This is a genomic window from Brevibacillus panacihumi (assembly GCF_003710985.1).
Taxonomy (GTDB): Bacteria; Bacillota; Bacilli; order Brevibacillales; family Brevibacillaceae; genus Brevibacillus; species Brevibacillus panacihumi.
Genome location: NZ_RHHT01000015.1, coordinates 46,876 through 73,071 on the forward strand (window position 1 = coordinate 46,876; position 26,196 = coordinate 73,071).

The 26,196-nt window shown below is 50.2% G+C and carries 23 protein-coding genes; 15 read left to right on the forward strand and 8 right to left on the reverse strand.

Annotated features, from left to right (window positions below; translation table 11 throughout):
• Window positions 1-112: 112 nt before the first annotated feature.
• From EDM58_RS08025 to EDM58_RS08035, 3 genes are all read right to left on the reverse strand, one after another.
• Entirely contained in the window at window positions 113-730 is a 618-nt protein-coding gene (locus EDM58_RS08025) for a hypothetical protein (RefSeq protein ID WP_122912876.1), read from the reverse strand.
• 76 nt (window positions 731-806) lie between these two features.
• Complete coding sequence (locus EDM58_RS08030; protein ID WP_031305936.1) at window positions 807-1,133, reverse strand: YnfA family protein; 327 nt, start codon at window positions 1,131-1,133, stop codon at window positions 807-809.
• A gap of 16 nt (window positions 1,134-1,149) precedes the next feature.
• Window positions 1,150-2,031 carry a LysR family transcriptional regulator gene (locus EDM58_RS08035; RefSeq protein WP_122912877.1) on the reverse strand — a complete coding sequence of 294 codons (882 nt, stop codon included), beginning with the start codon at window positions 2,029-2,031 and terminating at the stop codon, window positions 1,150-1,152.
• 119 nt (window positions 2,032-2,150) lie between these two features.
• On the opposite strand from EDM58_RS08035, the gene hutG reads away from it, so the two are divergent.
• From hutG to EDM58_RS08050, 3 genes are all read left to right on the forward strand, one after another.
• A complete protein-coding gene (gene hutG / locus EDM58_RS08040; RefSeq protein WP_122912878.1) occupies window positions 2,151-3,137 on the forward strand; it encodes a formimidoylglutamase in 987 nt (328 codons plus the stop codon).
• Window positions 3,121-4,308, forward strand: a complete 1,188-nt coding sequence (gene gltS, locus EDM58_RS08045) for a sodium/glutamate symporter (protein WP_023557574.1) — start codon at window positions 3,121-3,123, stop codon at window positions 4,306-4,308. Before hutG ends, gltS begins: the two co-directional genes overlap by 17 nt.
• Window positions 4,309-4,396: 88 nt before the next feature.
• Window positions 4,397-4,681: a hypothetical protein gene (locus EDM58_RS08050; RefSeq protein ID WP_122912879.1), complete on the forward strand. Its 285-nt coding sequence runs from the start codon at window positions 4,397-4,399 to the stop codon at window positions 4,679-4,681.
• Window positions 4,682-5,685: 1,004 nt separating this feature from the next.
• Here EDM58_RS08050 and EDM58_RS08065 read toward each other — a convergent pair.
• The 4 genes from EDM58_RS08065 to EDM58_RS08080 form a co-directional block, all read right to left on the reverse strand.
• Window positions 5,686-6,336, reverse strand: a complete 651-nt coding sequence (locus EDM58_RS08065) for an HAD family hydrolase (protein WP_246000573.1) — start codon at window positions 6,334-6,336, stop codon at window positions 5,686-5,688.
• A gap of 32 nt (window positions 6,337-6,368) precedes the next feature.
• Window positions 6,369-6,599 (reverse strand): hypothetical protein, encoded by a 231-nt coding sequence (locus EDM58_RS08070; RefSeq protein ID WP_122912882.1) that lies wholly within the window; start codon window positions 6,597-6,599, stop codon window positions 6,369-6,371.
• 148 nt (window positions 6,600-6,747) lie between these two features.
• A complete protein-coding gene (locus tag EDM58_RS08075) occupies window positions 6,748-11,352 on the reverse strand; it encodes a tandem-95 repeat protein (RefSeq protein ID WP_122912883.1) in 4,605 nt (1,534 codons plus the stop codon).
• Window positions 11,353-11,604: 252 nt separating this feature from the next.
• On the reverse strand, window positions 11,605-12,957 hold the full coding sequence (locus EDM58_RS08080) for a hypothetical protein (RefSeq protein WP_122912884.1): 1,353 nt from the start codon (window positions 12,955-12,957) through the stop codon (window positions 11,605-11,607).
• 289 nt (window positions 12,958-13,246) lie between these two features.
• Here EDM58_RS08080 and EDM58_RS08085 point away from each other — a divergent pair, with 289 nt between their 5' ends.
• The 5 genes from EDM58_RS08085 to EDM58_RS08105 all read left to right on the forward strand — a co-directional run bounded on the left by EDM58_RS08085 (window position 13,247) and on the right by EDM58_RS08105 (window position 18,432).
• Window positions 13,247-14,242, forward strand: coding sequence for a zinc-dependent alcohol dehydrogenase (locus tag EDM58_RS08085; protein WP_122912885.1), 996 nt, complete (start codon window positions 13,247-13,249; stop codon window positions 14,240-14,242).
• Between the two features lie 136 nt (window positions 14,243-14,378).
• Window positions 14,379-15,410 carry a TRAP transporter substrate-binding protein gene (locus tag EDM58_RS08090; protein WP_122912886.1) on the forward strand — a complete coding sequence of 344 codons (1,032 nt, stop codon included), beginning with the start codon at window positions 14,379-14,381 and terminating at the stop codon, window positions 15,408-15,410.
• A 37-nt stretch (window positions 15,411-15,447) separates the two neighbouring features.
• The gene (locus EDM58_RS08095) at window positions 15,448-16,014 is read left to right on the forward strand and encodes a TRAP transporter small permease (RefSeq protein ID WP_246000574.1); all 567 of its coding nucleotides are present in this window, start codon (window positions 15,448-15,450) and stop codon (window positions 16,012-16,014) included.
• A complete protein-coding gene (locus EDM58_RS08100; RefSeq protein WP_122912887.1) occupies window positions 16,015-17,292 on the forward strand; it encodes a TRAP transporter large permease in 1,278 nt (425 codons plus the stop codon).
• Window positions 17,293-17,379: 87 nt separating this feature from the next.
• Window positions 17,380-18,432, forward strand: a complete 1,053-nt coding sequence (locus EDM58_RS08105; RefSeq protein ID WP_246000576.1) for a LacI family DNA-binding transcriptional regulator — start codon at window positions 17,380-17,382, stop codon at window positions 18,430-18,432.
• 124 nt (window positions 18,433-18,556) lie between these two features.
• Here EDM58_RS08105 and EDM58_RS08110 read toward each other — a convergent pair whose 3' ends face one another.
• Entirely contained in the window at window positions 18,557-19,132 is a 576-nt protein-coding gene (locus tag EDM58_RS08110) for a shikimate kinase (RefSeq protein ID WP_122912889.1), read from the reverse strand.
• A 323-nt stretch (window positions 19,133-19,455) separates the two neighbouring features.
• Between EDM58_RS08110 and EDM58_RS08115 the strand changes: the two genes are divergently transcribed.
• The 7 genes from EDM58_RS08115 to EDM58_RS08145 all read left to right on the forward strand — a co-directional run bounded on the left by EDM58_RS08115 (window position 19,456) and on the right by EDM58_RS08145 (window position 26,087).
• Window positions 19,456-21,045 carry an acyl CoA:acetate/3-ketoacid CoA transferase gene (locus EDM58_RS08115; RefSeq protein WP_221175405.1) on the forward strand — a complete coding sequence of 530 codons (1,590 nt, stop codon included), beginning with the start codon at window positions 19,456-19,458 and terminating at the stop codon, window positions 21,043-21,045.
• Between the two features lie 25 nt (window positions 21,046-21,070).
• Entirely contained in the window at window positions 21,071-21,499 is a 429-nt protein-coding gene (locus EDM58_RS08120; RefSeq protein WP_122912890.1) for a MaoC family dehydratase, read from the forward strand.
• Between the two features lie 27 nt (window positions 21,500-21,526).
• Window positions 21,527-22,567 carry a Bug family tripartite tricarboxylate transporter substrate binding protein gene (locus EDM58_RS08125; RefSeq protein ID WP_122912891.1) on the forward strand — a complete coding sequence of 347 codons (1,041 nt, stop codon included), beginning with the start codon at window positions 21,527-21,529 and terminating at the stop codon, window positions 22,565-22,567.
• Between the two features lie 37 nt (window positions 22,568-22,604).
• The gene (locus EDM58_RS08130) at window positions 22,605-23,540 is read left to right on the forward strand and encodes a ketopantoate reductase family protein (RefSeq protein WP_122912892.1); all 936 of its coding nucleotides are present in this window, start codon (window positions 22,605-22,607) and stop codon (window positions 23,538-23,540) included.
• A gap of 46 nt (window positions 23,541-23,586) precedes the next feature.
• Window positions 23,587-23,976: a VOC family protein gene (locus tag EDM58_RS08135; protein ID WP_122912893.1), complete on the forward strand. Its 390-nt coding sequence runs from the start codon at window positions 23,587-23,589 to the stop codon at window positions 23,974-23,976.
• A gap of 173 nt (window positions 23,977-24,149) precedes the next feature.
• On the forward strand, window positions 24,150-25,181 hold the full coding sequence (locus EDM58_RS08140) for a LacI family DNA-binding transcriptional regulator (protein ID WP_246000577.1): 1,032 nt from the start codon (window positions 24,150-24,152) through the stop codon (window positions 25,179-25,181).
• Between the two features lie 15 nt (window positions 25,182-25,196).
• Window positions 25,197-26,087, forward strand: coding sequence for a LysR family transcriptional regulator (locus EDM58_RS08145; protein ID WP_122912894.1), 891 nt, complete (start codon window positions 25,197-25,199; stop codon window positions 26,085-26,087).
• The last annotated feature ends 109 nt before the right edge of the window (window positions 26,088-26,196 follow it).

A 26,196-nucleotide genomic window follows, 5' to 3' on the forward strand; every position in this document is an offset into this window, starting at 1 on the left:
AAGGATTATATCACAGGCGGGAATTGACAGGGGATAGTGCCGCTTTGAAATGGAACAAGCAACGTAAAACCTCTTGGCAGCAAGAGGTTTTTTCTTATGTCTATGAGACGGGCTATTTCTGGCTTGACGTTTCCAGTACCCGTTCGAACGCATTGCCATTCCATTCGTACACGCGTTTGAACGATGTGCCTGCTGCATTATTGTAATAAACCGTTTCAAAGGATGCATGGCTCCCTTTCGTAAACAAAATGGAGTAGCCACGCTCGGAACTGATGATCTCTTGATCGGGTACTATAGGAAGCTCCTTGATTTTGTCGTCGATGATCGTAAACAACCGATAGATGTAAACATTGCTGGATGCATATTGCCCGATGGCAAAATCGGGATGACCATCCTGGTTGTAATCCGAGAATTGAAAGGAAAAAGGCTTTTGAAAGCGCAATTCCTCGAACGACTCATTCAATCGGGCAGTTGAGACGATTTGGCGACGATCGTCCAGCAATTGGAGCTCAAAGGTTCCTGTCCAATTGGGTCCCAAAAAGGGTCCGGGTTCATGCTCTACGCTATAGAGGCCATCTGTCATCGCGAGGACAATACGGGTGGCTTTGGAAGCAGCGGATGTGGAATCAATCAGACTGTCGGCCAATATCGCCCTATGCTGAGGAGCTTCGGACGTTCCGGCATGCAAAAGGGCGGCGAAGATAAGCGTACAGAGTGGCACTCGCATCATTCAGATATCCTCCAACGTATAGGGTTACTTGTATGACGTCAGAGGAATGGAAATGGTTTCTGGTTGACCACTCCTTTTAATGACGGGGGGCCCATAACATGATCGAGACGCCAACGATGCAGACCATAGCCCCGATCCAGTCGTACATATCCGGCGTTTTTTTGTCAATCCACCATCCCCACAATACTGCCAGAGCGATGAAAACACCGCCGTAAGCAGCATAGACTCTGCCAAACGAAGGGAAGTTTTGGAGAGTAGGAATAATTCCATAAGAAACAAGAATGAGGCTGCCGACGATCCCATACCAAAGCGGCTTCGATTCACGCAGCCATAACCAGACCAAATATCCGCCGCCAATCTCTGCAAGTCCAGCGAGAATAAATAGAAAAATAGCAAGCACGATGTTTCACACCTTCCATTCAGGCAAAATTGCGCCGAGTTTCTTCCAAAAAGGATTGCACTGCCGGAGCCAAATAACGATTTTTCATATAAGCCACATAAATGGTCCTTTCCAGCGCAGGAGAATGGATCGTTTTTCGGACGATGGATGCGTCCATGGGTTCGGATACATAATTTTCGGGAATAATGGTAATTCCCAAATTTTCCCTAACCAGGGTTAATGCGGTTTCAAAACGTTCAATCTCAAATTTGATTGTCGGGGTCGCTTGCTCGAGTGAAAAGGCTCTCAGGATATCTGCCCTTGTTTGAAAACCTTCCGTGCTAATAATGAAGGATTCCTGTTCCAGATCTTTGATGTGAATAGACTCCTTCTGCGCCAAAGGATGATCTCTGTGCAGGACAAGGACCAATTTTTCATCGTATAAAGGGAGTGATTCGATGTCCTCTTCTTCTATACATTGGTTGGTAATGAGCAGATGCGTATGGTATTTCCGCAATGATTCCTTCACTGCCTTTCCACCCAGCACTTCCAACAGCTTAAAGTGAATGTCAGGAAAGCGGTCTTGATAGGTGCGGATGACTTTGGGAATCCAGTGCTTGACGGATTCAATGATGCCAATGATGAGTTCGCCGCTTCCCGTCAGCTTTACTTCTTCCATTTCTTTTTTCAACATGTTCATTTGAGAAAGCAGCAGGGTTGCTTTCGTATATAAAATTTTACCAGCGTCCGTCAATTCCACCCTTCTGGTATTTCTCTCCAGCAGCGGAGAGCCGACCTCCAGCTCCAGATTTTTAATGGCATTGCTTAAGGAAGGCTGTGAAATATGCAGTCTTTGTGCGGCTTTGGAGTAGCTCAACTGATCCGCAACCGTCACAAAATAATGTAATTGTTTGATGTCCAAGTAAATCACCTGCCACTATTTATAGCATCAAGCTATTAATTTATTTAAATTATATATTAGAAATAATAAGTTTGTCATTATATAATCAAAAAACAAAATCTACTTAAGGTTCAGAAAGGGTGAATAGATTGCCTAGGAGTGTTTCAGCTGATGTATGGACCGGTCGGATTGATCATACGGAAAGAAGAAGCAGTTTTCGTTACCATCAACTGGTGGAGCGAGTAGATCTCGAAAACATGCCGATTTCTGCGGATCGCACATGTGCCCTCATCGGGTTTGAGTGTGAAGAAGGAGTCAGGCGCAATCAAGGTCGAGTAGGTGCGGCTCAAGCACCGAATGCAATCAGGCAAGCGCTTGCAAGTCTTCCTTGGAGACAGTCGGAAGGGAAACGGCTTGTCGATGTGGGGAATGTTTCTTGTCAAGGCGACAAGCTTGAGGAGGCCCAGGAGGAATTGGGTCAGGCGGTATTTGAACTATTATCAAAATCGGCGACTCCTATTATTCTGGGCGGGGGACATGAAACCCTGTATGGACATTATGCAGGTGTACGAAAGCATATAGGAAATGATGCTTCCCTGGGGATCATTAATATTGACGCCCACTTTGATCTGCGCTCCTATGAAAAGCAGCCGTCATCGGGTACGATGTTTCGGCAAATCCTGGAGCATGACCCGAATAGCCGCTATTACGTGCTGGGAATCCAGCGGTTTGGCAATACGCAAGAGCTCTTCGATAAAGCGGATGAGCTGGGAGTTCGTTACGTATATGAAGAAGAGATGGCCGGCGAACGGATGCAAGACATTCTGGCATCCCTGCATGCATTCATCGAAAATCATGATCATGTCATGCTTACGCTTTGCACGGATGTTTTGAATGCAGCCTTCGCTCCGGGAGTCAGTGCTCCGTCTCCTTTTGGCTTGACCCCCATGCTGGTCCGATCCTTGATCCGCGCAGTTGCCGCTCATAAGAAAACGCTTTCTTTTGATATTTGTGAAGTAAATCCGGTCTTGGACGAAAACGGAAGAACGGTGAAATTAGGTGCTTATCTGACGAATGAAGCCATCATGGCATTTTTAGGGGGAGACAACTATGACTTTAGCACTTAATCAAGTAAATACGATTTTTCTGGCGGTAGCACTTCTCGTATTGGGAACGTATCTGGTCAAAAAAGCAGGATTCCTGCAAAAGTTCTGTATACCGGCACCGGTTGTCGGGGGGCTGTTATTCGCCATCGTGGCAACAGCCCTGAAAGCGACTGGCGTTTTGGAAATAACCCTGGATACCTCCTTGCAGAGTCTGTTCATGCTGACTTTCTTCACCACAGTAGGGCTGGGAGCAAGCTTCAAGCTGATCAAATTGGGCGGCAAGCTGCTCGTCATTTACTGGATTGCCTGTGGCGTCTTGGCTTTGGCACAAAACGTGATCGGTGTCTCCCTGGCTTCGTTATTCGGCATTCATCCTCTGATTGGTATGATGGCAGGGGCCGTTTCCATGGAAGGTGGACACGGTGCGGCAGGCGCGTTTGGACAAACTCTGGAAGATATGGGAATCCAATCAGCGTTGGCGATCGGGATTGCGGCGGCAACCTTTGGTCTCGTAGCAGGGGGTCTGGTAGGCGGACCGACTGTTAAATACCTGGTTTCCAAATACGATCTCAAACCAACGGAAACAGAAGAGACCGTCGAGACAGTAGAAGAGAAAGCACAACCGATTACGACGAATACCTTCTTCATCCAAGTACTGCTCATCACGTTCTGTATGGCATTGGGAACGTATTTGGGCGAGCTGTTCTCGACAGCAACCGGCTTTGTTCTCCCCGGTTATGTAGGGGCTATGTTTGTGGCAGTCATCGTGCGCAACATCGCGGACAAGCTCAATCCGAATGCGATCGACATGAAGAGCATCAACCTGATCGGCGACGTAACACTTGGCATTTTCCTTTCCATGGCCCTCATGAGCATCAAATTGTGGGAGGTCGCAGATCTTGCGCTTCCAATGCTGGTTATCGTGTTTGTACAGGTTGTATTTATCGTCCTGTTCGGTGCTTTGATTCTGTTCCGACTGCTTGGCAAGAACTATGACGCTGCCGTAATGGTTGCAGGCTTTACAGGACATGGTCTTGGCGCGACACCTAATGCAATGGCAAATATGGCGGCAGTAACGGCCCGTTTTGGACCTTCGCGAAAAGCGTACCTGGTCGTTCCCATCGTAGGGGCCTTCCTGATTGATGTGTTCGGCATGCCGATCATCATCGCCACGATCAATTTGTTTAAATAAGATGAGAAAAGATCCCTTCATGCTGGAGAGACAATCTGGCTGAAGGGATTTTTTGTGGTATGATCAATCTATGAAAAAGGGGGAAGCTATGAAAACAAAAATAAAGAGAGTAAAATTCCAGCCTGAATATAAAAATCCGAAGTATTCGGTCTTTCTCGAAAGTCCGGAGGGAAATGAACTATACATCGAGTTTGATTATACCTACACAAATAAAACATACATGCCGCTAAAAGTAGAATACAATGGGGTGGAAAATGGAGCAAAACTCGCTTGGTATACAAGCAAGGTAGAAAATATGACAGTATATTCATTCTTGGATACAATCGCGAAACAGATCAACAAAAAATACAATTTTACTTCCAAAGATGAATAGGATGACAGGAAGGAATCTCGGGGTAACCACCTTGAGGCAGTGCAGAAACCCCTTTGGCAATCAAAGGGGTTTTTTTGCTTCCGATCGTCACTCTGTTGAAAACCTCTTCTTATATAAAACATATACACCCATAAAGAAAGGAACGGTCACCAATCCGTACCAGAGGATGGAAGTGTATGTAGGGGAAGACCAGTAAACAATGTGAAGCTGTCCTTCTGGATTTTCACGAAGATGCTGCTGAATGACTTTTAGAAACTCTATCTGTTCCTGGTTAGATCGATACAAGTCCCATGTATAATAAGCCCAAAAAATCAGGAGATTTACAATGAGTGAAAAGATGAAGGATCTAACTAACGTTGTCAAAAAACCACCTACTATACCTTTTTTGGAATTATATCACAAAAAGGGAAGATAGGGTATTTTTGGGAAATGCTTGACCATCAGAAAGATCAGTCGTCTTACTGGTGATCCAGAAGGCGTTCCATCAGATCAAGCAATGTGTTTCCAACCGTTTCGGGGTCCTCCAGCATGTGAAAGTGACGGCCCGGAAAAGAGGCCGTAGCAGTTGTGCCTGGGAATGATGGCATCTACAAATATATAGCCAATGATCTTGTGATCGAGACTTTCCCTTACAGAGGGAAGCAAGGAACCAGCGCCGCTATGACCAACCAGGACGATTTTGGAATGAGGAGGTATTGTCCGAAGCGCTTCCGACACGGACCAAGCATGATCTTTCCAGTAACAGGGTGAGGTGTCGTGATTGCGAAGCGTGGGTATGAACACCTCCGTACCCATATTCCTTATGTACTCAGCTACAGGGCGCCAAGTAAAGGGGCCCACAAGTGGACTGTGAAGCAGAACAACGGGGACATCGTGTACGCGCAGGTTCATGGCAGATCCCCTTCCGTACATGCTTTAGACGTCAAAGGCCAGGTTGACAACTTTCCACTCTTCATCGATTTTTTTTAAAGGTTACATGTAAAAAGGTTGGGGGGCTGACTAGCTCAATACAGCAATTCCTCCAAGCGCTGGACATACGCGAGGGGAGTGACTCCGTGACTCTCCATTTCCGCTGGCTCACTTTGATAGGCAATGAAACCGATTCCGCCGTCTTGCGCCGCTTTGCCATCGATCCAGGAATCTCCGACCATGATCCACTCTTCCGCCGGAATGTTTGGATATTTGTCCAGAATATAGTGAATGCCGGAGGGAGAAGGCTTTAATTCCGTCATTTGTTCCCGCCCGGCGATCAAGTCAAAAAAGGGAATGATGCCAGTATCCTGAAGTGCCTGTAAAGCAGCGGAGCGCGCATTGTTTGTCAAGATAGTCAACGTATAGTGATGTCTCAGTGCATCGAGAACATCCTTTGCCCCCTCCTCCAGGGAGGCGCCGATCATTCCTTCTGTTTCGTAAGCGACAATGGTATCCCAGATGGAGGCTTCTATTTCTTCGGTAATCCGGCCCGAATTGCGTCCGAGATCGATCAGCTGCGAGGCGGAATGTCTGGTGTAATCAAGATTCGGATGGATCATCTGATGCTTCACCAGCAATTGAAAGACTGCTGTCTTCATCCCCGGAAAGTTGATACGGGATTGCAAGAGCGTATTATCCATATCAAAAATAATGGCCTTCCGTTCTTTTAGCATGTTAGGCATGTGTATCTCCTCTTTTCCATATAGAGCTTCTCTCAAGCAAGCCCGCGAAATAGCCGTGAGCAGAATCGAAAAAGCAGGGCAGAGAGCGTTGCGACAACCAATTTGCCCAAAGCATTTTCTGCCAAGCCAGATGTGAAATAGGTCCAGGCTTTCTGTACAGGAGAAACTCCTGGCACCCATTGTATAGCGAAGGTCAGACCGAAAATATCGGGAAGACTGATGATGAGATAGGTCACGGCAAAACCGAGGATCAATCGCGTCATTTCTGCACCTCCTTACCAAATAGTAACCAATTCATACTCCCATGCAAAGGGAAAGCTCATGCAACAATGAAAAAGCTGGCAGCGGTTGATTTCCGCTGCCAGCTTTTGTGCACACCTATCATGCTGAAACAATCCAGCCTAATGCCATCTAGCGTGACGGCTGAAACAATCTCTTCAGCACAGCATCTGCTTCTGCCCTGGTCAACGGCTGATCGGGACGGAAGCTTCCATCTGCAAAGCCAAGCATGAGACCCGCATGTTTCACAGATTCAATAACAGGCCCTGCCCAATGGCCTTGGGTATCCGGGAACGTATTGCTATCTACCGAAGCATTCAGTCCGAATACTTTCGAGGCAATCACAGCCATCTCCGCACGCGTCAACCCCTGCTCTGGGCGGAAATTTCCAAGAGCATCGCCAGCGAAAATGCCTGCGGCCGTCAATTGGCTCACTTCTTTTGAAGCCCAATGTGCGGCAGGTACGTCCAGGTAGCTGTTTGACTCCGCGACCTGATTGAGCTCCAACTGGTGGGCGATCAGGGACGCTACTTCAGCGCGAGAGATGTTTTCCGCAGTACGCTCGGAGGCATCGGCTGAGAGTATGGTATAGGTCCCGAATTTTTTCACCTCAATTTCAAGTCCGATCGGATTCTGATTCTGGTCCATGATCACCTGTCCGAATTTTACGCCGGACTCGCCTGCGTCATGGACGACAAACATGGCTAATCCGTTCAAGAAGGCTTGACGCAATTGGGGATCAGCAGGTACCTCCAGGCCTGTCAGCGGGAACAATACCTGTGATTCTTGAATGTTGTAGTTCGATTCAATCTTCATCGACTGACCTACGATTCTCACGTTTCTTCCTTGGGCGAAGGATTGGAACGGCTGGGTCATCATGGCACGCTCTTGCACTTGCTGTAATTCACCAGGCTTGCGAATGGGGATGACGTTGAAGATCAGGTTCTCCTCTACATCCGTCAATTGACCCAATGCTTCCGCAGGCAGGGTAACGCGGGCTCCGCCGCCTGCTTCCATGATCAGTCCGAGTGATTCTTTTTGCAGTTTGCGAAGGGCTTGTCTGGCAATGCTGATCTCTATCTCGTCTGCTGGTTGTTCCGGCAGATCATCGATGCTGATTTTTGCAAAACCGGTCGCATCTGCCGCTGCTTTTGCGATTAGTTGATCCACCTTCGATTCTCGTAAAGTGACAGAGTCAAAGATTTTGCCATTTGCTGCTGATCTGCGGGTGATGTCCACTTGAACAGTCTCCGAGCCAGTTGTTACTTTTGCCTGGCGTGTTTCGGAGACTGCTTTGGAACTGCTAGCTGAATGGGAGCCCCTGTCTCGGTCGCGATCACGATCCCGGTCAGGACGAGGTTTAGGCTCCGGTTTTGGTTCAGGGCTCGGCTCCGGGTTCGGTTCTGGCTGCGGCTCCGGCTGCGGCTCCGGGTTCGGTTCTGGCTGCGGCTCCGGGTTCGGTTCTGGCTGCGGCTCCGGGTTTGGCTCCGGTTGCGGCTCCGGATTCGGTTCTGGCTGTGGTTCCGGGTTTGGCTCCGGTTGCGGCTCCGGGTTCGGTTCTGGCTGTGGTTCCGGGTTCGGCTCCGGCTGTGGTTCAGGTGTCGGAGGATCCTGAAGCGTGATTTCCAGCGTATAGGTCTTGGTAGCACCTCCGCGTGCCGTTACGACGATCGTGACATCGTTTTTGCCGACAAGCAATGCAACTTCCTTATCACCGCCAGTTCCCACAGATGTACCTTGGATCGTGATCGTTGCCGTTGGATCTTCCCCAGTGGCGAAGATCGTGACCGTCGATTGATCGCCAGGAGCGGACAGCGTGTATGCACGTTGGCTTGGTTCGAATGCGGGCGTCAAGTCGAGCGATGCTACGGAGAGCTCGGAGAGATTGGTGGACACGACATGAACGGTTCTTTTTGCCTCCGCAGTATTGCCGCTACTATCTTGAACTCGATAAGTAAGAACGTACGTACCGATTCGATCCTGGTCTACGAAGCCGGTGATACTGACCTGGTCAGTAAGGTCGTGATCTCCTTCATCGAAGGCTTGATACCCTGGCTCATAATAACTTTCACCCTTGTGTAAGTACATTGTCTCATTGTGCAAAGTAATAACAGGGGGAATCTCGTCTCTCACATAAAAGCTGGCCTCGGCTGATACAGATTTCGGGTCTGGGATCTGATTCGTTACACCATTGTCAGTAATCGTGTATGAAAATTTCGCCAGTCCCTGAAAATCCGCAGCCACAGTGAAGATGATTTTGCCGTCTATTATTTCGACTGATCCACCATGTAAAGCAATGACATTGGTTACTTGCAGAATCTGCCATTGTTCATCTTCCGGTCCGGCAGAATCGTTGGCTGTCAGCTTGTCAAAAGGAATGGTTACGACGGAAGTTCCCGGGACAACCGTCTCCAGCCTGTCATCTTGTGCCACTGGCGGATCGTTCACCTCGGTAACGGTGATGGTTGCATCGACAGCGGGACTGAGCAGAGCACCGTTCGCATCCGCAGCTGCTTGTACGCGGAAGCCAAATCCTGTGTTGCCGTGCGCATTTTCCGTTGGCATGAAGCGCAGGCCAGCTTGTCCTTCACTCACCGTAATATATTCTCCGTCCTGGATGAGGGTTGTCCCGTTTTTGTGATAAAGCCTACCGCCGGTGATGCCGCTGATTTTGAAGTGTGTGGCCGTGGTGCCGCCAGCATGTGTGGGGCTAATCACCAGTCCAGTTGTTGACATCACGTCCTCAGCCGTCGTCGCAGGAGTGACGATGGGACGATCCGTCAGAGGGACAACCTGGAAAGAAACTGTCGCTGTTCGACTGGTCAGTCCCAAAGCGTCTTCTATCATATATTGAAAGCTGGCAGTACCAACAAAATTGCTTTCGGGTGTAAAGATGACATGAGTCTCGCTTTCGTCCATGTGCACGGTTCCACCGACGCTATTTCCGACCAAGAGAAAAGTCAGTTTTTGGTTGGACTCATTTTCCGCACCTGGGTCGTCATTATCAAGCAGCTTGTCGACAGGGATCGTCAGCTCGCCTGCATTTTCAGCGATGGGGTCCAACGTATCGCTTGTTGCCACTGGTTCGTCATTCACTTCGTTGACTGTGATCAAGGCGTTTGCCGGAGCGCTTAATCCTCTTCCGCTTTGATCTGCAGCGGCTTGCACCTGAAAGAGAAATAGATCACCTGCTGGTGAATTGAGGTCTTCATCTGGCAAAAATTTCAATCCAAGCGCTCCCTGATCAGCAGTGATGAAGCTACCTTCCCTGATCGGAGTGGCACCGTCGTTCTGATACAAGGTTCCGCCGACGATTCCGCTGATCCTGTAATAGCAGGTTGTGATTCCACCCGTGTTGTCAGGGATAATCTCCAGTCCGCCGGATGTTGGAGTGTCTTCATCCGTTTCTGCCTGAGATATGCTGGGGGTTTTGGCTATTTCATTGATGTCGAAGGTTACGGTTGCTGTATCTTCACTGATTTGCGGATCGGGTGAACCGTCCGTGCTGCCGTTGTCTTTTAGCTTATAGGTAAAACGGGCAGGACCATGGTAGTTTCGTGCAGGACTGAAAATAACATGACTTCCGGAGATGCGTACGGTTCCGGCAGTGGGTTCCGAGACCGGATCGATGATCTCCAGGGTCTGGTCACCTTCGTTGTCGGCCCCAGGGGAGTCATTCGCGATCAGTTCCGAGAATGGAATGATTTGATCCCCTGAATTTTCGTCGATGGAAGGCAAAGAATCATGATGAGCAACGGGCTTGTCATTGACTTCCGTGACTGTGATCGTGGCTTTGGCTGCAGCGCTTAGCCCTTTGCCTGCGTTATCCTGAGCTGCTTGTACGTTGAATGAGAACAAATCCCCGGCGAGGGAGTTGGCATCGTGCAACGGGACGAACGTCAACCCATCCGCGCCTTCCTCTTTTGTTATGAAAGAATCGCTCTCAATCTCAACAGTTCCATTGCCCAGATACAGCTTGCCACCTGTAATGTTTGAAATCTTGTAGTGGGTAACAGGGGTTTCGTCTTGGGTGTCTTGCAAGAGATAGAGATCTCTGGCGGGCGTGTCTTCCGATGTCTCGGCGTCATGGATCACTGGTGCTTGGGATGGAGGAGTTGCGTCCTCCGTTTCAAGAAGAAGCTGGGGGTAATTTCTTGCATCCTGATCTGAGAAAAACAGTACTTCATTATCTACTGTCTCGTTTCCCAGCAGAGCAAACGTAACCAGGCCATCTGCTTGATTTTGAACAAAATTGGTCACATCAAACTCAACCCAGCCATCGGATGTCTGTAGGTCAACTTTCTTTTTCTTCTGTAGCAAAGGATCTGTTTCTTTCAGTGGAAATGTCGGGAATGAGGCTTCCCAATTGTCAATACTGGAGCCATATACAGCGATAAAGACGTCTGCATCCTCGACAGTGGAATTGATGGAAGTGATTCTGATGCGAAGGGTTGCTTTGGTAACCGTCTTGCCTTGGAGGTCAGGCAACCTGAACTGGATAGTCGAGCGATCATATTCAAGACTGGGGTCATTCGGTTTGCCAATATAGTTCTCATAAAGTTGATGATCAAAGATACCTTTTGACCATGTGGCGTCTTGCAAGGGTTTCAGTGGAGCAGGGTCCGAAGCGGCCTCAGCTAATTGCGGAGCACAGAATAGTAACGAAGACATTGTCAGAACCGTCGAAACTTTTTTCACATTCCCATCTCTCTTTCGTGATCTAAAATGTTTTCTCATGATGGATTCAATACCAATACAAATCACGAACCAGTTTCACGGCAGAATGAGTGGGAGAAAAGGAGTATGATTATGATTATGGGCATTCAGACCTGAAAAGGCGAAATTTGTCGATTGTAATTTTATCAGAATCGTGAAAAAAGAAATAGAAAATTTTTCGCTTATGTCATACATTTTCCACAAGAAAAACCCTCCTCGGTTTTTCTCCCGGGAGGGTCGACTTTCGAAGCATAGACTGCCATGTTTCCTTCCTCAATAAAACGCCCACTCCAAACCTAACGCTACGACAATGCTGATCAGGATATACACCACACCGTACCCGACGTTCCAGCCCGCCATGCGGAACGGGTTGATTTTCAGCTCGCTGGATAAAAGCGAGACAGACAGGTTGAACGGGCTGTACATGATGGTGGATAGGCCGCATGTCACAAGGACGACAGCGAGAGGCAAGGTTGCCACCTGCGGCAGGATCGGAACGAGAAACTCGGCCAAGAAGGTTTGAGAAATCAAGGGATGAAAGCCGATGAACGCCGTTACCAAAAAATAAGCCCCGATAAAGAGATAGAGAAAGACTGGCGTCTCGGCTGCGTACTGGAAGAGCGGCTCCAAAAACGACAGCATCCCGGAGATTGCCAAAACCCCCACGAACAATCCGGCACTCAAAAACATGAAAAAGTAATTGGCCAACCCATCGACGCGCACCTTCCAATGCGGAATGGTTGCAGACAGAAAAATTTTGGTCTTCTTCAGGCATGCTGCCCAGAAGATAGAAAACGGAACCAGCAGCAGGACTACAGAGAACAGAAAGCCTTGCCCCAGCATTTGCTGCGTAATCGTTACCAGAACAATGAACAGAAAGAGCATGCCCAGCATCTGCGCCACTTTTTTGATGACCTTTTTGAGATCGACTTCCTGCGTCTGCGTCATGGACACCGGGATCTCTTTGTAGCGGCGGCCGGACAGGACAAAGTCCACACCCGTGGCGATCGCTGCGATCCCCAGAACGATGGGAAGAATCATATAGTACTGCGCTTGGGTAATATCGATCGATCTGCTCACGATGACTTCCATGGGGCTCCACGTCAGGCACAGGGCGTAGGCGCGAAGCAGATTTTTCGTGAAAAACTGGTTGATTTCATCCCTGGACATGGTAGGAAGGGATGGCTTGACCGACTGGATCAGCAGGGGCAGGGCAGCCATATTCAAGAACACGCCGAGAAAATGGCAGACCAGAAAGCTACGCTTGTACAGACTGGTCAAGCGCGTCACCCGGTCCTGCAAAAGTTGGCTCAAGCTTTTGTCGTAACGCCCGATCCGAATGAGCGAATTGATAAAGGGCAGGACGACAAAAAGCGACAGAAGGCCCAGCATGGATTGAAACTGCAGGAAAAACGTGTACCACTCCAGGTCGTTGTAGATAAAAAGAAAGATCCCGAGCACGAGAAAAACAAAGCCTGTAATGCGATGCAGACCCCTTGCATGAAAGGCGGAAATGAAGCAGGTTATGACTGCAATGACGCCGATCGTGTAGCTTAGGTACAAATGAGGGATGAATTGCGACAGCATGTACAACAGTATCAAGGTAGTATACAAGAAGACCCGCATTTCATGACTTCCTTTCATAGACGAAACAATAGGTGTTTTCTGAAAATTGTATTGACACCGCTTTCATGTGGAGAATATAATGCTACTAGATCGATCTAGTGCATGAAATCTGCACAAGAAAGGTGGAGTCAGTACAAATAATTTCTCTATTTTATTAGATCGATCCAGTTAAGTCAATATAGACTGCGAGCATGTTCGTGCAGCTCATATCACGGGGCGAGCATATATTTTTTGAGTATTATTAGATCGATCTAATAAAAGGTGAATAACAACATGGTGGTGGGATCAGGTGTTGGAGTTGTTTTTAGAGAAACCAAAAGAAATGAAAATCAGGGAAATGGAGCCTCTTGCAGATCCTGTAGGGGATGAAGTGAAAATCCGTGTCATCTACGGCGGGATCTGCGGTTCCGATGTCGGTGTCTATCTCGGGAAGCTCAAGCATGCTGTCTATCCTCTGCGACCGGGCCATGAATTGGTAGGCACGGTCATCCATGCGGGGCCGGACGCCTCTGTCGAGGTAGGAGCAAGGGTTGTCATTCTGCCCAATACGTTTTGCGGGGAGTGCAGCTACTGCCGGAATGGAGACACCAATATATGTGAGCGCAAGAAATCGCTCGGTGTCAATATGGACGGCGGTTTTTCGCAGGAGTTCCTGATTTCATCCAAATACGTGCTGCCTCTCCCGGATGATCTGCCGAACGAAAAAGCGGTGCTCATCGAGCCTTTTGCGGTTGTCGTGCATGCTTTCAAGAAGGTAAAAATTACGAAGGAGACTACAGTCTGCATTATCGGCTGCGGCAATGAAGGCATGCTGGCAGCGGCATTGGCGCATCATCTGGGAGCGCGGGTCACCGCTGTCGATATCAACCCGCACAAGCTGGAACTGGTAAAGCAGATCGGGGACATCCGCGCAGTATTGCCGGAGGATTTGGCTCTCGAATCCAGGCGCTTTGATGTGGTGATCGAAGCCGGAGGCACAAGCAGCTCTGTGGAGAATGGCATACAGCTCGTCCGTCCAGGCGGTTCCATGGTCGTCATCGGTTTGGCGCCAGAGGCGATCCTCCCTGTGGCCTATGTGGTTCGCAATGAACTGACCCTTTACGGCACGATTATCTATAACTTCCCTTCCGATTACCTGCAAACGATTGAATATTTGCGTGACCCGCATTTTTGCGTCGATGCAATTGTTTCAAGTATCATGCCGTTCACATCTTTTCAGCAAGCATTTGAAAACGCTTTAACAGGCAATTATGGAAAAATCATTCTGTCCTTCAACGGGGTGTGAAACTGGCAGACAGGCATGAATGTTGGGAGAGCGACGTTTGCAGTCAGGGGGGGATCGCCAAAACCTAAAGAGAGGCATTGACCAATAGGTGAGTTAAGCAAAGCAAAATAAAAAAAGCGAATGAGGTGGATGTTTTATGAAAAAGTTTGTTATTTTCTCCGTGTTGACCTGCATGCTCGCTCTGGCTGGATGTTCGTCACAATCTGCAGCTCCGCAAGGCACTAACGGCAGTGGTGAACAGAAAGCCGCCGAGACCAAGGTTGTCAAGCTTGCGGTCGTGACAGCCCAGGACAGATCGCTGACCAAAGGCTTGATCAAGTTTGGCGAAATTCTCGAAAAGGAATCCGCGGGCGCTTTCAAGGTGGAAGTGTATGCCGACGGGAAGCTGGGCGGGGACCGCGCAGTATTTGACGCGATGAAGGTGGGCACGATCCAGGGTTCTACGATGTCCAGCGGACCGATTGCCGTCGACGTCGAACGCTTTACCGCGCTCGACCTGCCGTTCCTGTTCAAGGATGAAAAGACGGCGTACGAGATTTTGGACGGACCGATCGGAAAAGAACTGCTGGATGAATTGCCGGCTGCAGGCGTAATTGGTTTGAACTACTGGGAAAATGGCTTCCGCAACCTGACCAATAACAAGCGGGAAGTCAAAACAGTCGACGACATCAAGGGTCTGAAGATTCGGACATTGGAAAATGAGCTCCACATCGACATGTGGAAGGAAATGGGTGCTACCCCTACGCCAATGGCTTTCACCGAGCTGTTTACCGCATTGGAGCAGAACGTAGTTGATGGACAAGAGAACCCGGCCGGGAATGTCACCTCCTCCAAGTTCTACGAGGTGCAAAAATACTATACCAAAACAGGCCATGTGTACAACGCAAGTCCGTTTTTGCTGAGCAAGAAATTCTGGGATTCGCTTTCGGATCAGGAGAAAGAATGGGTCAAGAAGGCAGCCGACGAGGCGAAAAACTACCAACGCCAATTGAATCAGGAAGAGACCAAGCAGGCAGAGGAGTACCTGGCGAACAACGGCATGACAGTCACTGAACTGACGGCGGAAGAAAAGCAGCGCTTCTTCGAGGCGATGAAGCCGATCTATGATAAATACGCTGCCAAACTGGGAGAAGACCTGGTCAACAAACTGAGAGAAGCAAACAAATAGAGACGGGGGTTCATTTTCTTCTCGAGGAGGGGCATCTATGGCGAAACTTTTCTCCCTGTTTTCCAAAATCACAGATGTGTTGATGGCGATCTGCTTGTCCGGCATGGCGATTCTAGTCTTCGGCAACGTCGTGCTGCGCTATGCCTTCGACTCCGGCATTACCTGGTCGGAGGAAATGTCCCGCTTCTTCTTCGTCTGGCTGACGTTTCTCGGGGCGATCGGGGCCTTGAAGGACAATGGTCATCTTGGAGTCGACATGTTCATTAAAAAGCTGCCATTGCAGGCGAAAAGAATCGCCTTCACCATCAGCAATCTCATCGTTTTGTACGTGCTATGGCTTGTCCTCGACGGCAGCTGGAAATTGACCCTGGTCAGCACGACTGCCCATGCGCCTGCTACGGGACTGCCGATGTCCTTGATTTACGGGATTGGAATCGTCATGAGTGTGGGGATGGGAATTGTCGTACTGCATCATTTGTATATCGCTTTGTTTCATAAGGACCGACTGCATGAATTGATGAGGACCAGGGAGTCTGAAGAAGAGATCATGCTTGAAGCATTGGACACAAATCATAATCAGTCTGTGACGGGAGGGAACCGGTAGATGACACTGGTTGTATTTGCGGGTTCGCTGCTTGCCGTCATGGCGCTGGGAATGCCGATTGCGCTGGCGTTGCTCGTCAGCGGAGTCGCCCTGATGATTTTGCTGGGCCTGTTCGACAGCCAGATTATCGCGCAGAACCTGATCAATGGAGCTGACAGCTTTCCGATGATGGCGGTGCCGTTCTTCATTTTGGCAGGGGAACTGATGAATGCCGGCGGGATTTCCAGCCGGATCATCAACTTCGCCATGTCGATCTTTGGTCATATTCGCGGAGGACTGGGCTATGTGGCTATTCTCGCCAGCGTTCTGTTTGCAGGTCTGTCTGGTTCTGCTGTAGCGGATACCGCAGCACTCGGAGCCATCCTGATTCCGATGATGATCAAAGCGGGGTATGATCGCAACCGTTCGGCAGGTCTGATCGCAGCCGGCGGGATTATCGCTCCCATCATTCCGCCGAGCATTCCATTCATTATATTCGGGGTGACGAGCGGAGTATCGATCACCAAGCTGTTTATGGCGGGGATCGTCCCGGGGCTTCTGATCGGAATCGGGCTGATGGTTACCTGGTGGCTGGTAGTCCGAAAAGACGATGTCCAAGTATTCCCGCGCAAGACACCGAAAGAGATTTGGCTTGCAGCACGCCAGGCGATCTGGGCACTGATGCTGCCAGTCATCATTATCGCCGGACTGCGCGGAGGGATCTTTACGCCGACGGAGGCTGCGGTCGTGGCGGCATTTTACGCCTTGTTTGTGGGGCTATGCGTCTATCGCGAGCTGAAATTGGGCGAGCTGTACAGGGTGCTCGTCGCTGCAGCGAAGACGACAAGCACCGTCATGTTCCTGGTAGCAGCCGCGATGGTGACAGCCTGGCTGATTACGGTGGCCAATATCCCTGACCTGATGAACCATCTGCTTGCGCCGTTGATTGAGCATCCGCTGCTTCTGCTGCTTGCGATCAACGCATTGGTCTTGATAGTGGGGACTGCCATGGATTCAACCCCGACTATCCTGATCCTGACTCCTGTGCTGATGCCAATTGTGAACGCAGCAGGGATTGACCCTGTGTATTTCGGAGTCATTTTCGTCCTCAACAACTGCATTGGTCTGTTGACGCCTCCAGTCGGCACGGTTCTGAATGTGGCATGTGGCGTAGGAAAAATCGGAATTGATGACATCATGAAAGGGATCTGGCCGTTTTTGCTGGTGGAAGTGCTGATCCTCCTGTTGCTCACCTTGTTCCCGTCCATCGTATTGGTGCCGCTGGAGTGGTTCATGTAGTCGCCATTTCAAACCATAATTGCTTCTATGCCAATGTTTGAGACAATGGTAAAATATTGATGTTCATTGACTACATGCGGCAAGCAGGTGATTCCAATCGAGAAACGGGAAAAAAGACGCCGCGTTACGCTTCAACAGGTAGCAGAACACGCCGGAGTCTCACGCGCTACCGCTTCCTTGATCGTGCGCGGCAGCACCAACATTTCCGAGGCTACCCGCAAGAAAGTACTGGAGTCGATGCGGGAATTAGGCTATGTCTATGATCGTGTCGCCGCTAATCTGCGGTCCCAGCACTCGTCAACAGTCGGGTTGCTCATTACCGAGATCGACAACCCGTTCTTTTCCGAATTGCTGGTCGGTGTCCATCAGTCGCTAGATAAGGATGGCTATACGGTTATTCTCGGAACCACCTTTGACTTGAAGGACAAGCAAGACACGCTCTTGTCCACCATGCTGGAATACCGAGTCGGTGGGGTGATCCTGAGTCCAGTCTCCAAAAGCACGATGGAAACCATCGAGCGTTTGCGAAAATGGGACATCCCTGTCGTGCTGGTCGCCAAGGACATTCCCGGGTCCAATTGTGACTACGTGGGAATCGACAACGTCGAGGGCGGAAAACTGGCCGTGGATCACCTCATCAGATTGGGGCATCGACGGATCGCTTTTCTCGGGGGACCATCGGAGTCTACGGCATGGAAAGACCGGAATCGCGGCTATTTGCTCGCACATGAAGAGGCCGGTTTGGCCGTCGACCGATCTCTGTGGATTGAGGGACATGCCACTGTGCAAGGTGGGGTAGAAGTATTGCGGAAGGTCCTCAACAGCCCGAATCCGCCGACTGCGGCATTTTGCTACAACGACGTCGTCTCGTTTGGCGTCATGCACGGCTTGAAAGAGGCGGGATTGACTCCCGGCAAGGATTTGGCCATCGTGGGCTTTGACAATATTAAAGAGGCAGCCATCTACAACCCCAGTCTGACGACGATCGCGGCCACCCCCGAGCTGGTCGGAGCGCATGCCGCAGATCTTTTGCATCAGCGTATACGCGGATTGGACGAGGGTCCCCAGCGGATTATTTTGAAGCCACAGCTCGTGGTGCGTGAATCATGCGCCTCCGGATTGGCTGGTTCCGCTTTCTGAACAAAAAATCCAAATCGGTACAAAAAAAGTCTTCAGATCCATGTTGGCATTGGGTCTGAAGACTTCTTTGTTTTTCTGTTTCCTCTACACCTCAATAGAAGCAGGTACGGTTACTACGTTTTCATTAATCAAATATACTGCGATTCGGCTCGTATATGTCCCACGCCAGCTTCAATGACTCGACGATCTGATCGGCTACGGACTCGGCGTCCAGCTCGCTGGTCGTAATCCGGGAATGATGGATATTGTAGGCGGACCGTCTGTTCAGGAACAGCTCCTCGATTTCATCCAGAGACTTGTTTTGCAGAATTGGCCGGCTGTCGATGATCAGCGGAATCCGTTCTTTCCAGGACTCCCAGGACAGATCGAGGAAAAAGACGATGCAGTTGGCCAGGCAAGCCTTGCGCACTTCTTCTTGAAGATACGCCCCTCCGCCCAGAGACAGAATCTTGACACGAGTATTTTTGCAAAGGGAGACGATCAGCTCGCGCTCCATCTTGCGGAAGCTCGCTTCTCCCATTTCCTTGAAAATCTGGGAGATCGGCATCTGATGAATGCGTTCGATCTCCTCGTCGATGTCGATGAAATCCCGGTACAGCTTTTTGGCGACAAGCTGGCCGATGGTGGTTTTGCCGGCACCCATGAAACCGATGAAGGCAATGTTTTTCTCGCGAATCGATATATCTATATTTTCAGTCATTTTTTTACTCTCTTTCCTTGTTCTTGTAGCTCACTGGCGAACTTTATAACGTCCATTATGAAGCGAAAAAGCAGTTTGTGTCAATGTAAATTGGCCGGATTTCTTTATTGATTTACATTCCTAAAGCTGGGTGGAAAAAATACGCAAACAGAGATGGAGGAAAGGGCAATTTTCGAAAAATTGATATTTGTTTGACAAGGTGAAAGTGGCCTGATTATAATCTACTGTATCGATATAGTATATCGAAATACTAAATCGATACACTAATTGTTTTTACAGTGCTTTTGCGCAGAAAGTCAAACAGAGATGGGAGTGATTGGGCTGTGAAACCATTGCGAAAGGGAAATGCGGTTTTGGTTGTCAGCGCCGATGAGGCGGTCAAGTGGATTCCCTCGGGAGCGACTATCACTTTTTGTGGCGCCGGTGGCGGTTTGCTGGAGCCGACACAGGTGATCGATGCTCTTGCTCGGCGTTTCCGGGACACCCAGGAACCGTGTGATCTCACATACTGGCATTCGACAGGCCTGGGAGATCGTGCAGAGCGTGGGATGTCCCCGCTGGCTCAGCCTGGAATGGTCAAACGCATTATCGGCGGACACTGGGGACAGTCGCCACGCCTTGCTGAAATGGCGGAACGAAATGAGATTGAAGCCTACAATTTTCCACAGGGTGTCATGAGCCAGCTGTTGCGGGCTGCAGCAGCAGGACATCCGGGAATCCTTAGCCATGTTGGTTTGGGAACCTTCGTCGATCCGAGGCAAAAGGGAGGGAGATTGAACGAGCGGACACAGGAAGAACTCATCCGACTGATGGAAATCGATGGAGAAAAATGGCTGTTCTATCCGGCAATACGGCCTGACGTCGCGATCATCCGGGGAACGACAGCCGACACCGAAGGATATATCAGCATGGAAGACGAGATCGCTTATCTGGATGCGCTGGCGATGGCTCAGGCTGCTCACAACAACGGGGGAATTGTCATCGCGCAGGTCCAACGCCTGGTCAAGTCGCGCACGCTGCATCCGAAGTCGGTCAAAATTCCGGGCTATCTCGTGGATGCGGTCGTCGTGGATCATGATCAGCCCCAGTTGTACGCCGGTTCGGTCAATCGATTTTTTTCCGGGGACTATGTCATGGAGACGGGAGAGGTCATTCCGCTTCCGCTTAACGAGCGCAAGGTAATCGCTCGTCGTGCCCTACATGAAGTGAAGCCAGGCGATGTCGGAAATGTCGGAGTGGGGATCTCGGACGGCATCGGAATGGTCGCTCGTGAAGAAGGCGTGAGCGAAGAGATGACATTGACGGTGGAGACGGGTCCAATCGGCGGGGTTAGTGCCCAAGGCATCTTTTTCGGGGCAAGCGTGAATATGCAGGCATTGCTGGACATGCCGGCGCAATTCGACTTTTACGACGGCGGAGGGTTGGATGTCTGCTTCTTGAGCTTTGCCGAGGCAGATCAATCGGGACATGTGAACGTCCATAAGTTCAACGGAAAAATCATGGGGACAGGCGGGTTTATCAATATCAGCCAGAACACGAAAAAAGTGATTTTCAGCGGTACCTTGACGGCTGGCGGATTAAAGACAGAAATCGAAAACGGGAGTGTGCGGATTGCCCAGGAGGGACGCTTTCAGAAACTGGTTCCACATGTGTCAGAAATCACATTTAACGGCATGGATGCCCTTCGTCGCGGACAGGAAGTCATCTACATAACAGAACGTGCCGTCTTTCGTCTGACGCCAACAGGCCTGGAGCTGTGTGAAATCGCTCCGGGACTGGACGTGGAGCAGGACGTCATCCGTCACATGGGTTTCCGGCCGCAGATAGCGGATGATCTCAAAGAAATGGACCGCCGCCTGTTCCTGCCGCAGCCGATGGGGATTCGCAACGAGTGGATAAACAAAACGAAATGAACGAAAAATCCGAGGAGGAATGAACATGAGTAACGTATTGCCTTTTCAAGTAGGGGACACCTGCTCTTTTTCCAAAACAATCACAGAGACAGAGGTGTATCAATTCGCCGACATCACCGGAGATTACAGCCAAATGCATACCGACGAAGAATTCATGAAAACCACCAAATACAAGACGCGGATCGCGCACGGCATCATCTCGCTTGCAATCGGTTCCACGGCTTCGACCCTGATCCAGGTGCAGGCAAAAGCAAGCCTGCCGAGCGTCTCTTACGGGTATGACCGACTGCGCTTTATCAAGCCGGTCTTTTTTGGAGACACCCTTACAGCCAAGTACACGATTATCGAGGTAGATGAAGCGAATTTGCGAACGAGAGCCAAGGTGGAAGTGTTTAACCAAAACGACGAGATCTGCACCTATGCAGAGCATATCCTGAAATTTTTCCCAGTCTAGCAAGCTATTCGTAAAGGAGGCTGTGATATGTTCCGTTTTCGCAAAACATTCACTTTTCTGATCGTTTCTGCTATGATGTTGACCGCAGGATGCGGATCGTCAACCAGTACATCTGCCGGACAATCCGCAGTGGATGACTACCCAAGGCAAACAATAACGGGTGTGATCCCTTGGGGGGCCGGCGGCGATACTGACACGATCACACGTGCAATTGTGCCGTTGGCTGAGAAGAATTTGGGGCAGTCCATCGTTCTCAGCAATAAAACAGGTGCCAATGGGGCGATTGGTTTGCAGTATGTCGCAGATAAAAAGCCGGACGGCTACCATCTGCTCTTCACGGCTGAAAATGCAGCGAGCTACGGTGTGCTGGGCATTTCCAAAACGGATTTTGCAGACTTTTACCCGATCAATATTATGGCGAGTGCCGTACCGGCAATTATTGTCTCGACAGAGTCTCCTTATCATACGATCGATGATCTGATTCAGGAAGCGTTGGCGAATCCAGGAAAAGTCAAAATGGGTTCGACCGGACAGGCTACCATGGATTTCATTGTCAGTACCATGCTGAGCGCAGCAACGAATGTGGAGTTTAACATGGTTCCTTTCGAAGGCGGCGGACCGGCCTTGACGGCAGTACTCGGCGGTCACGTCGATGTAACAGTGACCGGATTGACGGCAGCGTTGGAAAACATGAAAGCCGGAAAAGTGCGAATCCTCGCAGTCGTGAACGAAGAGCGTGTCGAACAGGCCAAAGACGTGCCGGCCATTTTGGAATCGGTTCCAGACATTAAGAAGTTTTTGCCGTGGGGTCCTTTTTACGGCGTCTGGGTCAAAGCCGATACCCCTGACGAGATCAAGCGCAGACTGGTTGCCGACTTTGCAAAAGCACAGCAAGAGCCGGAATTTCAGGAATTTTTAAAGCAAAGAGGAGCTGTCTCGTTGGGGTTGTCCGGTGAAGAAGCGGTGAAGTTCTGGAAGGACTGGCAATCGACGACTGCATGGCTGCTGCAAGATGCGGGAGTGGCAAAAGTCCATCCAGAAGAACTCGGAATCAAGAGAAAAGACTAAGCAAGTAGAATCGAAAGCAGTCTGTGGGGGGAGCAAGGTGAAAATAGCGATTCTGGGATCAGGGGCATTGGGCAGCGTCATCGGTGGTGTCTTGACCGAAGCGGGATCAGAAGTGTATCTGATTCGGCGATCTGCGGAATATGTCCACATCATGAACAGGGAAGGACTGACCCTGCATGAAGGCACCCATAGGCGTAATGTCCGGGTGCGGGCAACGACAGACTGTTCGTCGATAGGTACAGTCGATCTGGTGATCGTGTTGGTGAAATCCTACCACACGAAAGAAGCGATCGAGATGGCTCGCCCGATGATCGGGAAGCATACCATGGTGATGTCTTTGCAGAACGGACTTGGCAACGAAGAAATGATCGCAGAGGCAGTAGGGAAGGAGCATGTGCTGGTCGGGCGGACATACGTCGGCGGGGTTATGCTCGATCCTGGACAAGTCAGTGCTGGCACGAAAGGCAAACACACCTATATTGGCGAGCTGGACGGTCAGGTAACCGAGAGGGTCAAGCGCGTAGCCGATGTGTTCAATCAGTCCGGCTTGGAGACGACGGTCAGCGACAATATCATGGGGATCATGTGGGACAAACTGCTGATCAACCTAGCTACCGGTGCCTTGTGCAGCATTACTAGGCTGCCGTACGGCGGATTGTACAGCGTCCCGGAATTGCGGAATTGCGCGCTTTCAGCGGTAGCAGAAGGGATCGCAGTGGCGCAAGCAGCAGGGGTAGAGCTATCGATCCAAGCCCCAGAGCAAGCCTGGATCAAAGCCGCCGAGGGGTTGCCGGATGATTTCAAGCCTTCCATGCTGCAGAGTATCGAAAGCGGAATGCCGACCGAAATCGATTTTATCAATGGCTCCGTCGTGCGCTGGGGAGCGAAGTGGGGTGTACCGACGCCGGTCAACAGTGTGCTGATGGCCTGCGTGAAGGGAATCGAATACGGGTTGAGGCATAAACGCTCTTGACCGGTCTGGCTCATCTGAGGAAAAAGCGCTAGAGGGGGAGCTTTGGGTGTATCCAAAAAAATCGTATGTGGAGCATGTCGCCTTTTCTGTGAAGGATATCCACTGGCATATCCGCTTTTTTCAGGAGGCATTGGGCTTGCCGCTCGTCAATGTCGATGGGACTAGAGAGGAGCCAAAACAGGCTTGGCTGCTGGGTGGCCTGCAATTGATCGCGGATAGTGATTTTTCCGGCGGTCAGGGGCGGTTGGGTCATATCGCCATCATGACAGAGGATCTGGAACAGGCGTTGGAAGAGGTGTACGCCTGGGGCTGCACTTCTCTACCAAAAGGAAAAAATTGGGTCTTATTGCCGGACGGGCTGGTTCTGGAGTTCATTCAGGCGAAACCGGGCGCCATCGACAAGCTGTTGGATGTGGAAGTAAGCTATAGAAAGTGATAGTTGCATAAAGGCTGTCTCCCGAGGCAAATCTTTGGGTACAGCCTTTTTTGCTTTCATGGAAGGCAGGGGAGGCACGAAGCGGCGCGGGACCGCCGTTCCTTTACTTGCTGTTCTTTTTGGTTTAGGATGAATTTGTGCTGTTCTATATGATTACGAGGTGGTACCCAATCGTGAAACAGAAAAAAAGAACACGTGTGACGCTGCAGCAGGTAGCAGATCACGCAGGTGTATCGAAGACGACTGCCTCCTTGATCGTCAGAAACAAATGTCAGAATATTTCTGAAGCTACTCAAAAAAGAGTCCTCGCATCGATGAGCGAACTGGGGTATGTATATGACCGCGTCGCAGCCAACCTGCGCAGCCAAAGCTCATCGACCGTAGGGATGATTATAACGGAAATTGCCAATCCGTATTTTTCCGAACTTCTGGACGGGGTTCATCAGGAACTGGACAAGCACGGCTACACGGTCTTGCTCGGGACGACATCCGAATCGGGCAAAAAGCAGGACAGCCTGCTTTCTACGATGATGGAATACCGGGTGGGCGGCGTCATCCTCTGCCCTGCTACGAAGAGTTCGATCGAAACGATCAACAAGATGGTGAATCTGGGAATTCCGGTTATTCTGGTCGGCAAGGAGATCTCGGGAACAGATACGGATTATGTCGGCGTTGATTTTAGACCGGGAGCCAAGATCGCTGTGCAGCATCTCATCGCAAAAGGGCATCGTCGCATCGCATTGCTGGGAGGCCCGATGGAAGCTCATTCGTGGAAGGACAGAGAGGCCGGGTACCGTGAGGCTTTTGAAGAAGCCGGACTGGAAGTAGACGAATCGTTGATGATCGGAAGTACCATGACGAGAGAGGGAGGGCTGGAAGCGGTAAGGGAAATCCTGCGTCATCCCGAACCGCCGACTGCCATCTTCTGCTATAACGATGTCATTGCTTTTGGTGCGATGGTAGGACTGAAGGAGGCGGGGCTGAACCCGGGCAAGGACATTGCAGTTGTCGGCTTTGACGATATTAAAGAGGCGGCAACCTCTATTCCCAGCCTGACGACCGTTTCTTCGTCTCCGCAGTTGATCGGTACTTATGCGGCAGACCTTCTCCATAAACGAATAGAAGGGCTGGATATGAAGTCACAGCGTATCATACTGCAGCCGCAAATCGTAGTCCGTGATTCCAGTGCATACGAGATCGGGTAGAGGAGGCAGCGATACATGGAATGGCAGCAGCTTGAGTATTTTCAGGCATTGGCCAAGCATCAGAATTTTACCAAGGCAGCGGATGAACTCGCATTGACCCAATCGGCACTCAGCCGCTCCATTGCCAAGCTGGAAGAGGAGCTGGGCGTTCCCCTGTTTGATCGCAAAGTAAGGGGCGTGACGCTGAATCAATATGGAGAAATTCTGTTGCCATATGTGAACCGGGTCATTCAGGAGATCAACCAGGCCAAACAAGAGATCAGGGATTTGGACAATCCATATCAAGGCACGATCTCTCTTGCCTTTATCCATACCTTGGGATCAAGCTTCGTCCCCGATCTGATCAGTGTTTTTCGCGAAAAATACCCCGGCATCCAGTTTCAGTTGACCCAGGACTCGACCCGCAAAATCATGAATCTGCTGGAGGCTGGCGAAATCGATCTGGGTCTGTGCTCGCCCAATGAGCAGATGAAAAACAAGTATATCGAATCGGTCGTGGCGATCGACGAACCGCTCTATCTGATCGTGCCGAAGGAGCATCGATTTGCTGCACGGACAAAAATTGAACTGCAGGAAGTGGCGGACGAGCCATTCGTCTCCTACAAGCATGAGAGCGGCATTCGCGAAGTGATCGAAAGGCTTTGCCAGGAAGCGGGCTTCAAGCCGAACGTCACGTTTGAAGGCGTCGGGGATGAGACGATCGCGGGGTTTGTGGCTGCCAACTTCGGCGTAGCGCTGATTCCGTATATTCCGGGGCTGGACATGGAGAAAATTTCGATTCTGACCGTTACCAAGCCAGTATGCAAACGCGTGATTCAGATGGTCTGGCGCAATGATCGCTACATGTCCCCGGCAGTCGTCCAATTCAAGAGGTTTCTCAAGCAAAGTCACGGCATAATCAAATAACCAATTCCTAAAACTCATGGATACCATGAGTTTTATTCATTTTATTCCTAGCAAAGTAACAGCTATACTGTGAGCAAGAGATTTCATGAGAGCAAAGAGAGGTGGAGAG

Bases quoted from the DNA above. Each gene is read 5' to 3' on its own strand.
- EDM58_RS08065 (WP_246000573.1), bottom strand. From the start codon at position 6,336: ATGCCTAACATGCTAAAAGAACGGAAGGCCATTATTTTTGATATGGAT.
- EDM58_RS08050 (WP_122912879.1), top strand. From the start codon at position 4,397: ATGAAAACAAAAATAAAGAGAGTAAAATTCCAGCCTGAATATAAAAAT.
- EDM58_RS08120 (WP_122912890.1), top strand. From the start codon at position 21,071: ATGAGTAACGTATTGCCTTTTCAAGTAGGGGACACCTGCTCTTTTTCC.
- EDM58_RS08090 (WP_122912886.1), top strand. From the start codon at position 14,379: ATGAAAAAGTTTGTTATTTTCTCCGTGTTGACCTGCATGCTCGCTCTG.
- EDM58_RS08100 (WP_122912887.1), top strand. From the start codon at position 16,015: ATGACACTGGTTGTATTTGCGGGTTCGCTGCTTGCCGTCATGGCGCTG.
- gltS (WP_023557574.1), top strand. From the start codon at position 3,121: ATGACTTTAGCACTTAATCAAGTAAATACGATTTTTCTGGCGGTAGCA.
- EDM58_RS08125 (WP_122912891.1), top strand. From the start codon at position 21,527: ATGTTCCGTTTTCGCAAAACATTCACTTTTCTGATCGTTTCTGCTATG.
- EDM58_RS08025 (WP_122912876.1), bottom strand. From the start codon at position 730: ATGATGCGAGTGCCACTCTGTACGCTTATCTTCGCCGCCCTTTTGCAT.
- EDM58_RS08070 (WP_122912882.1), bottom strand. From the start codon at position 6,599: ATGACGCGATTGATCCTCGGTTTTGCCGTGACCTATCTCATCATCAGT.
- EDM58_RS08110 (WP_122912889.1), bottom strand. From the start codon at position 19,132: ATGACTGAAAATATAGATATATCGATTCGCGAGAAAAACATTGCCTTC.
- EDM58_RS08080 (WP_122912884.1), bottom strand. From the start codon at position 12,957: ATGCGGGTCTTCTTGTATACTACCTTGATACTGTTGTACATGCTGTCG.
- EDM58_RS08075 (WP_122912883.1), bottom strand. From the start codon at position 11,352: ATGAGAAAACATTTTAGATCACGAAAGAGAGATGGGAATGTGAAAAAA.
- EDM58_RS08145 (WP_122912894.1), top strand. From the start codon at position 25,197: ATGGAATGGCAGCAGCTTGAGTATTTTCAGGCATTGGCCAAGCATCAG.
- EDM58_RS08095 (WP_246000574.1), top strand. From the start codon at position 15,448: ATGGCGAAACTTTTCTCCCTGTTTTCCAAAATCACAGATGTGTTGATG.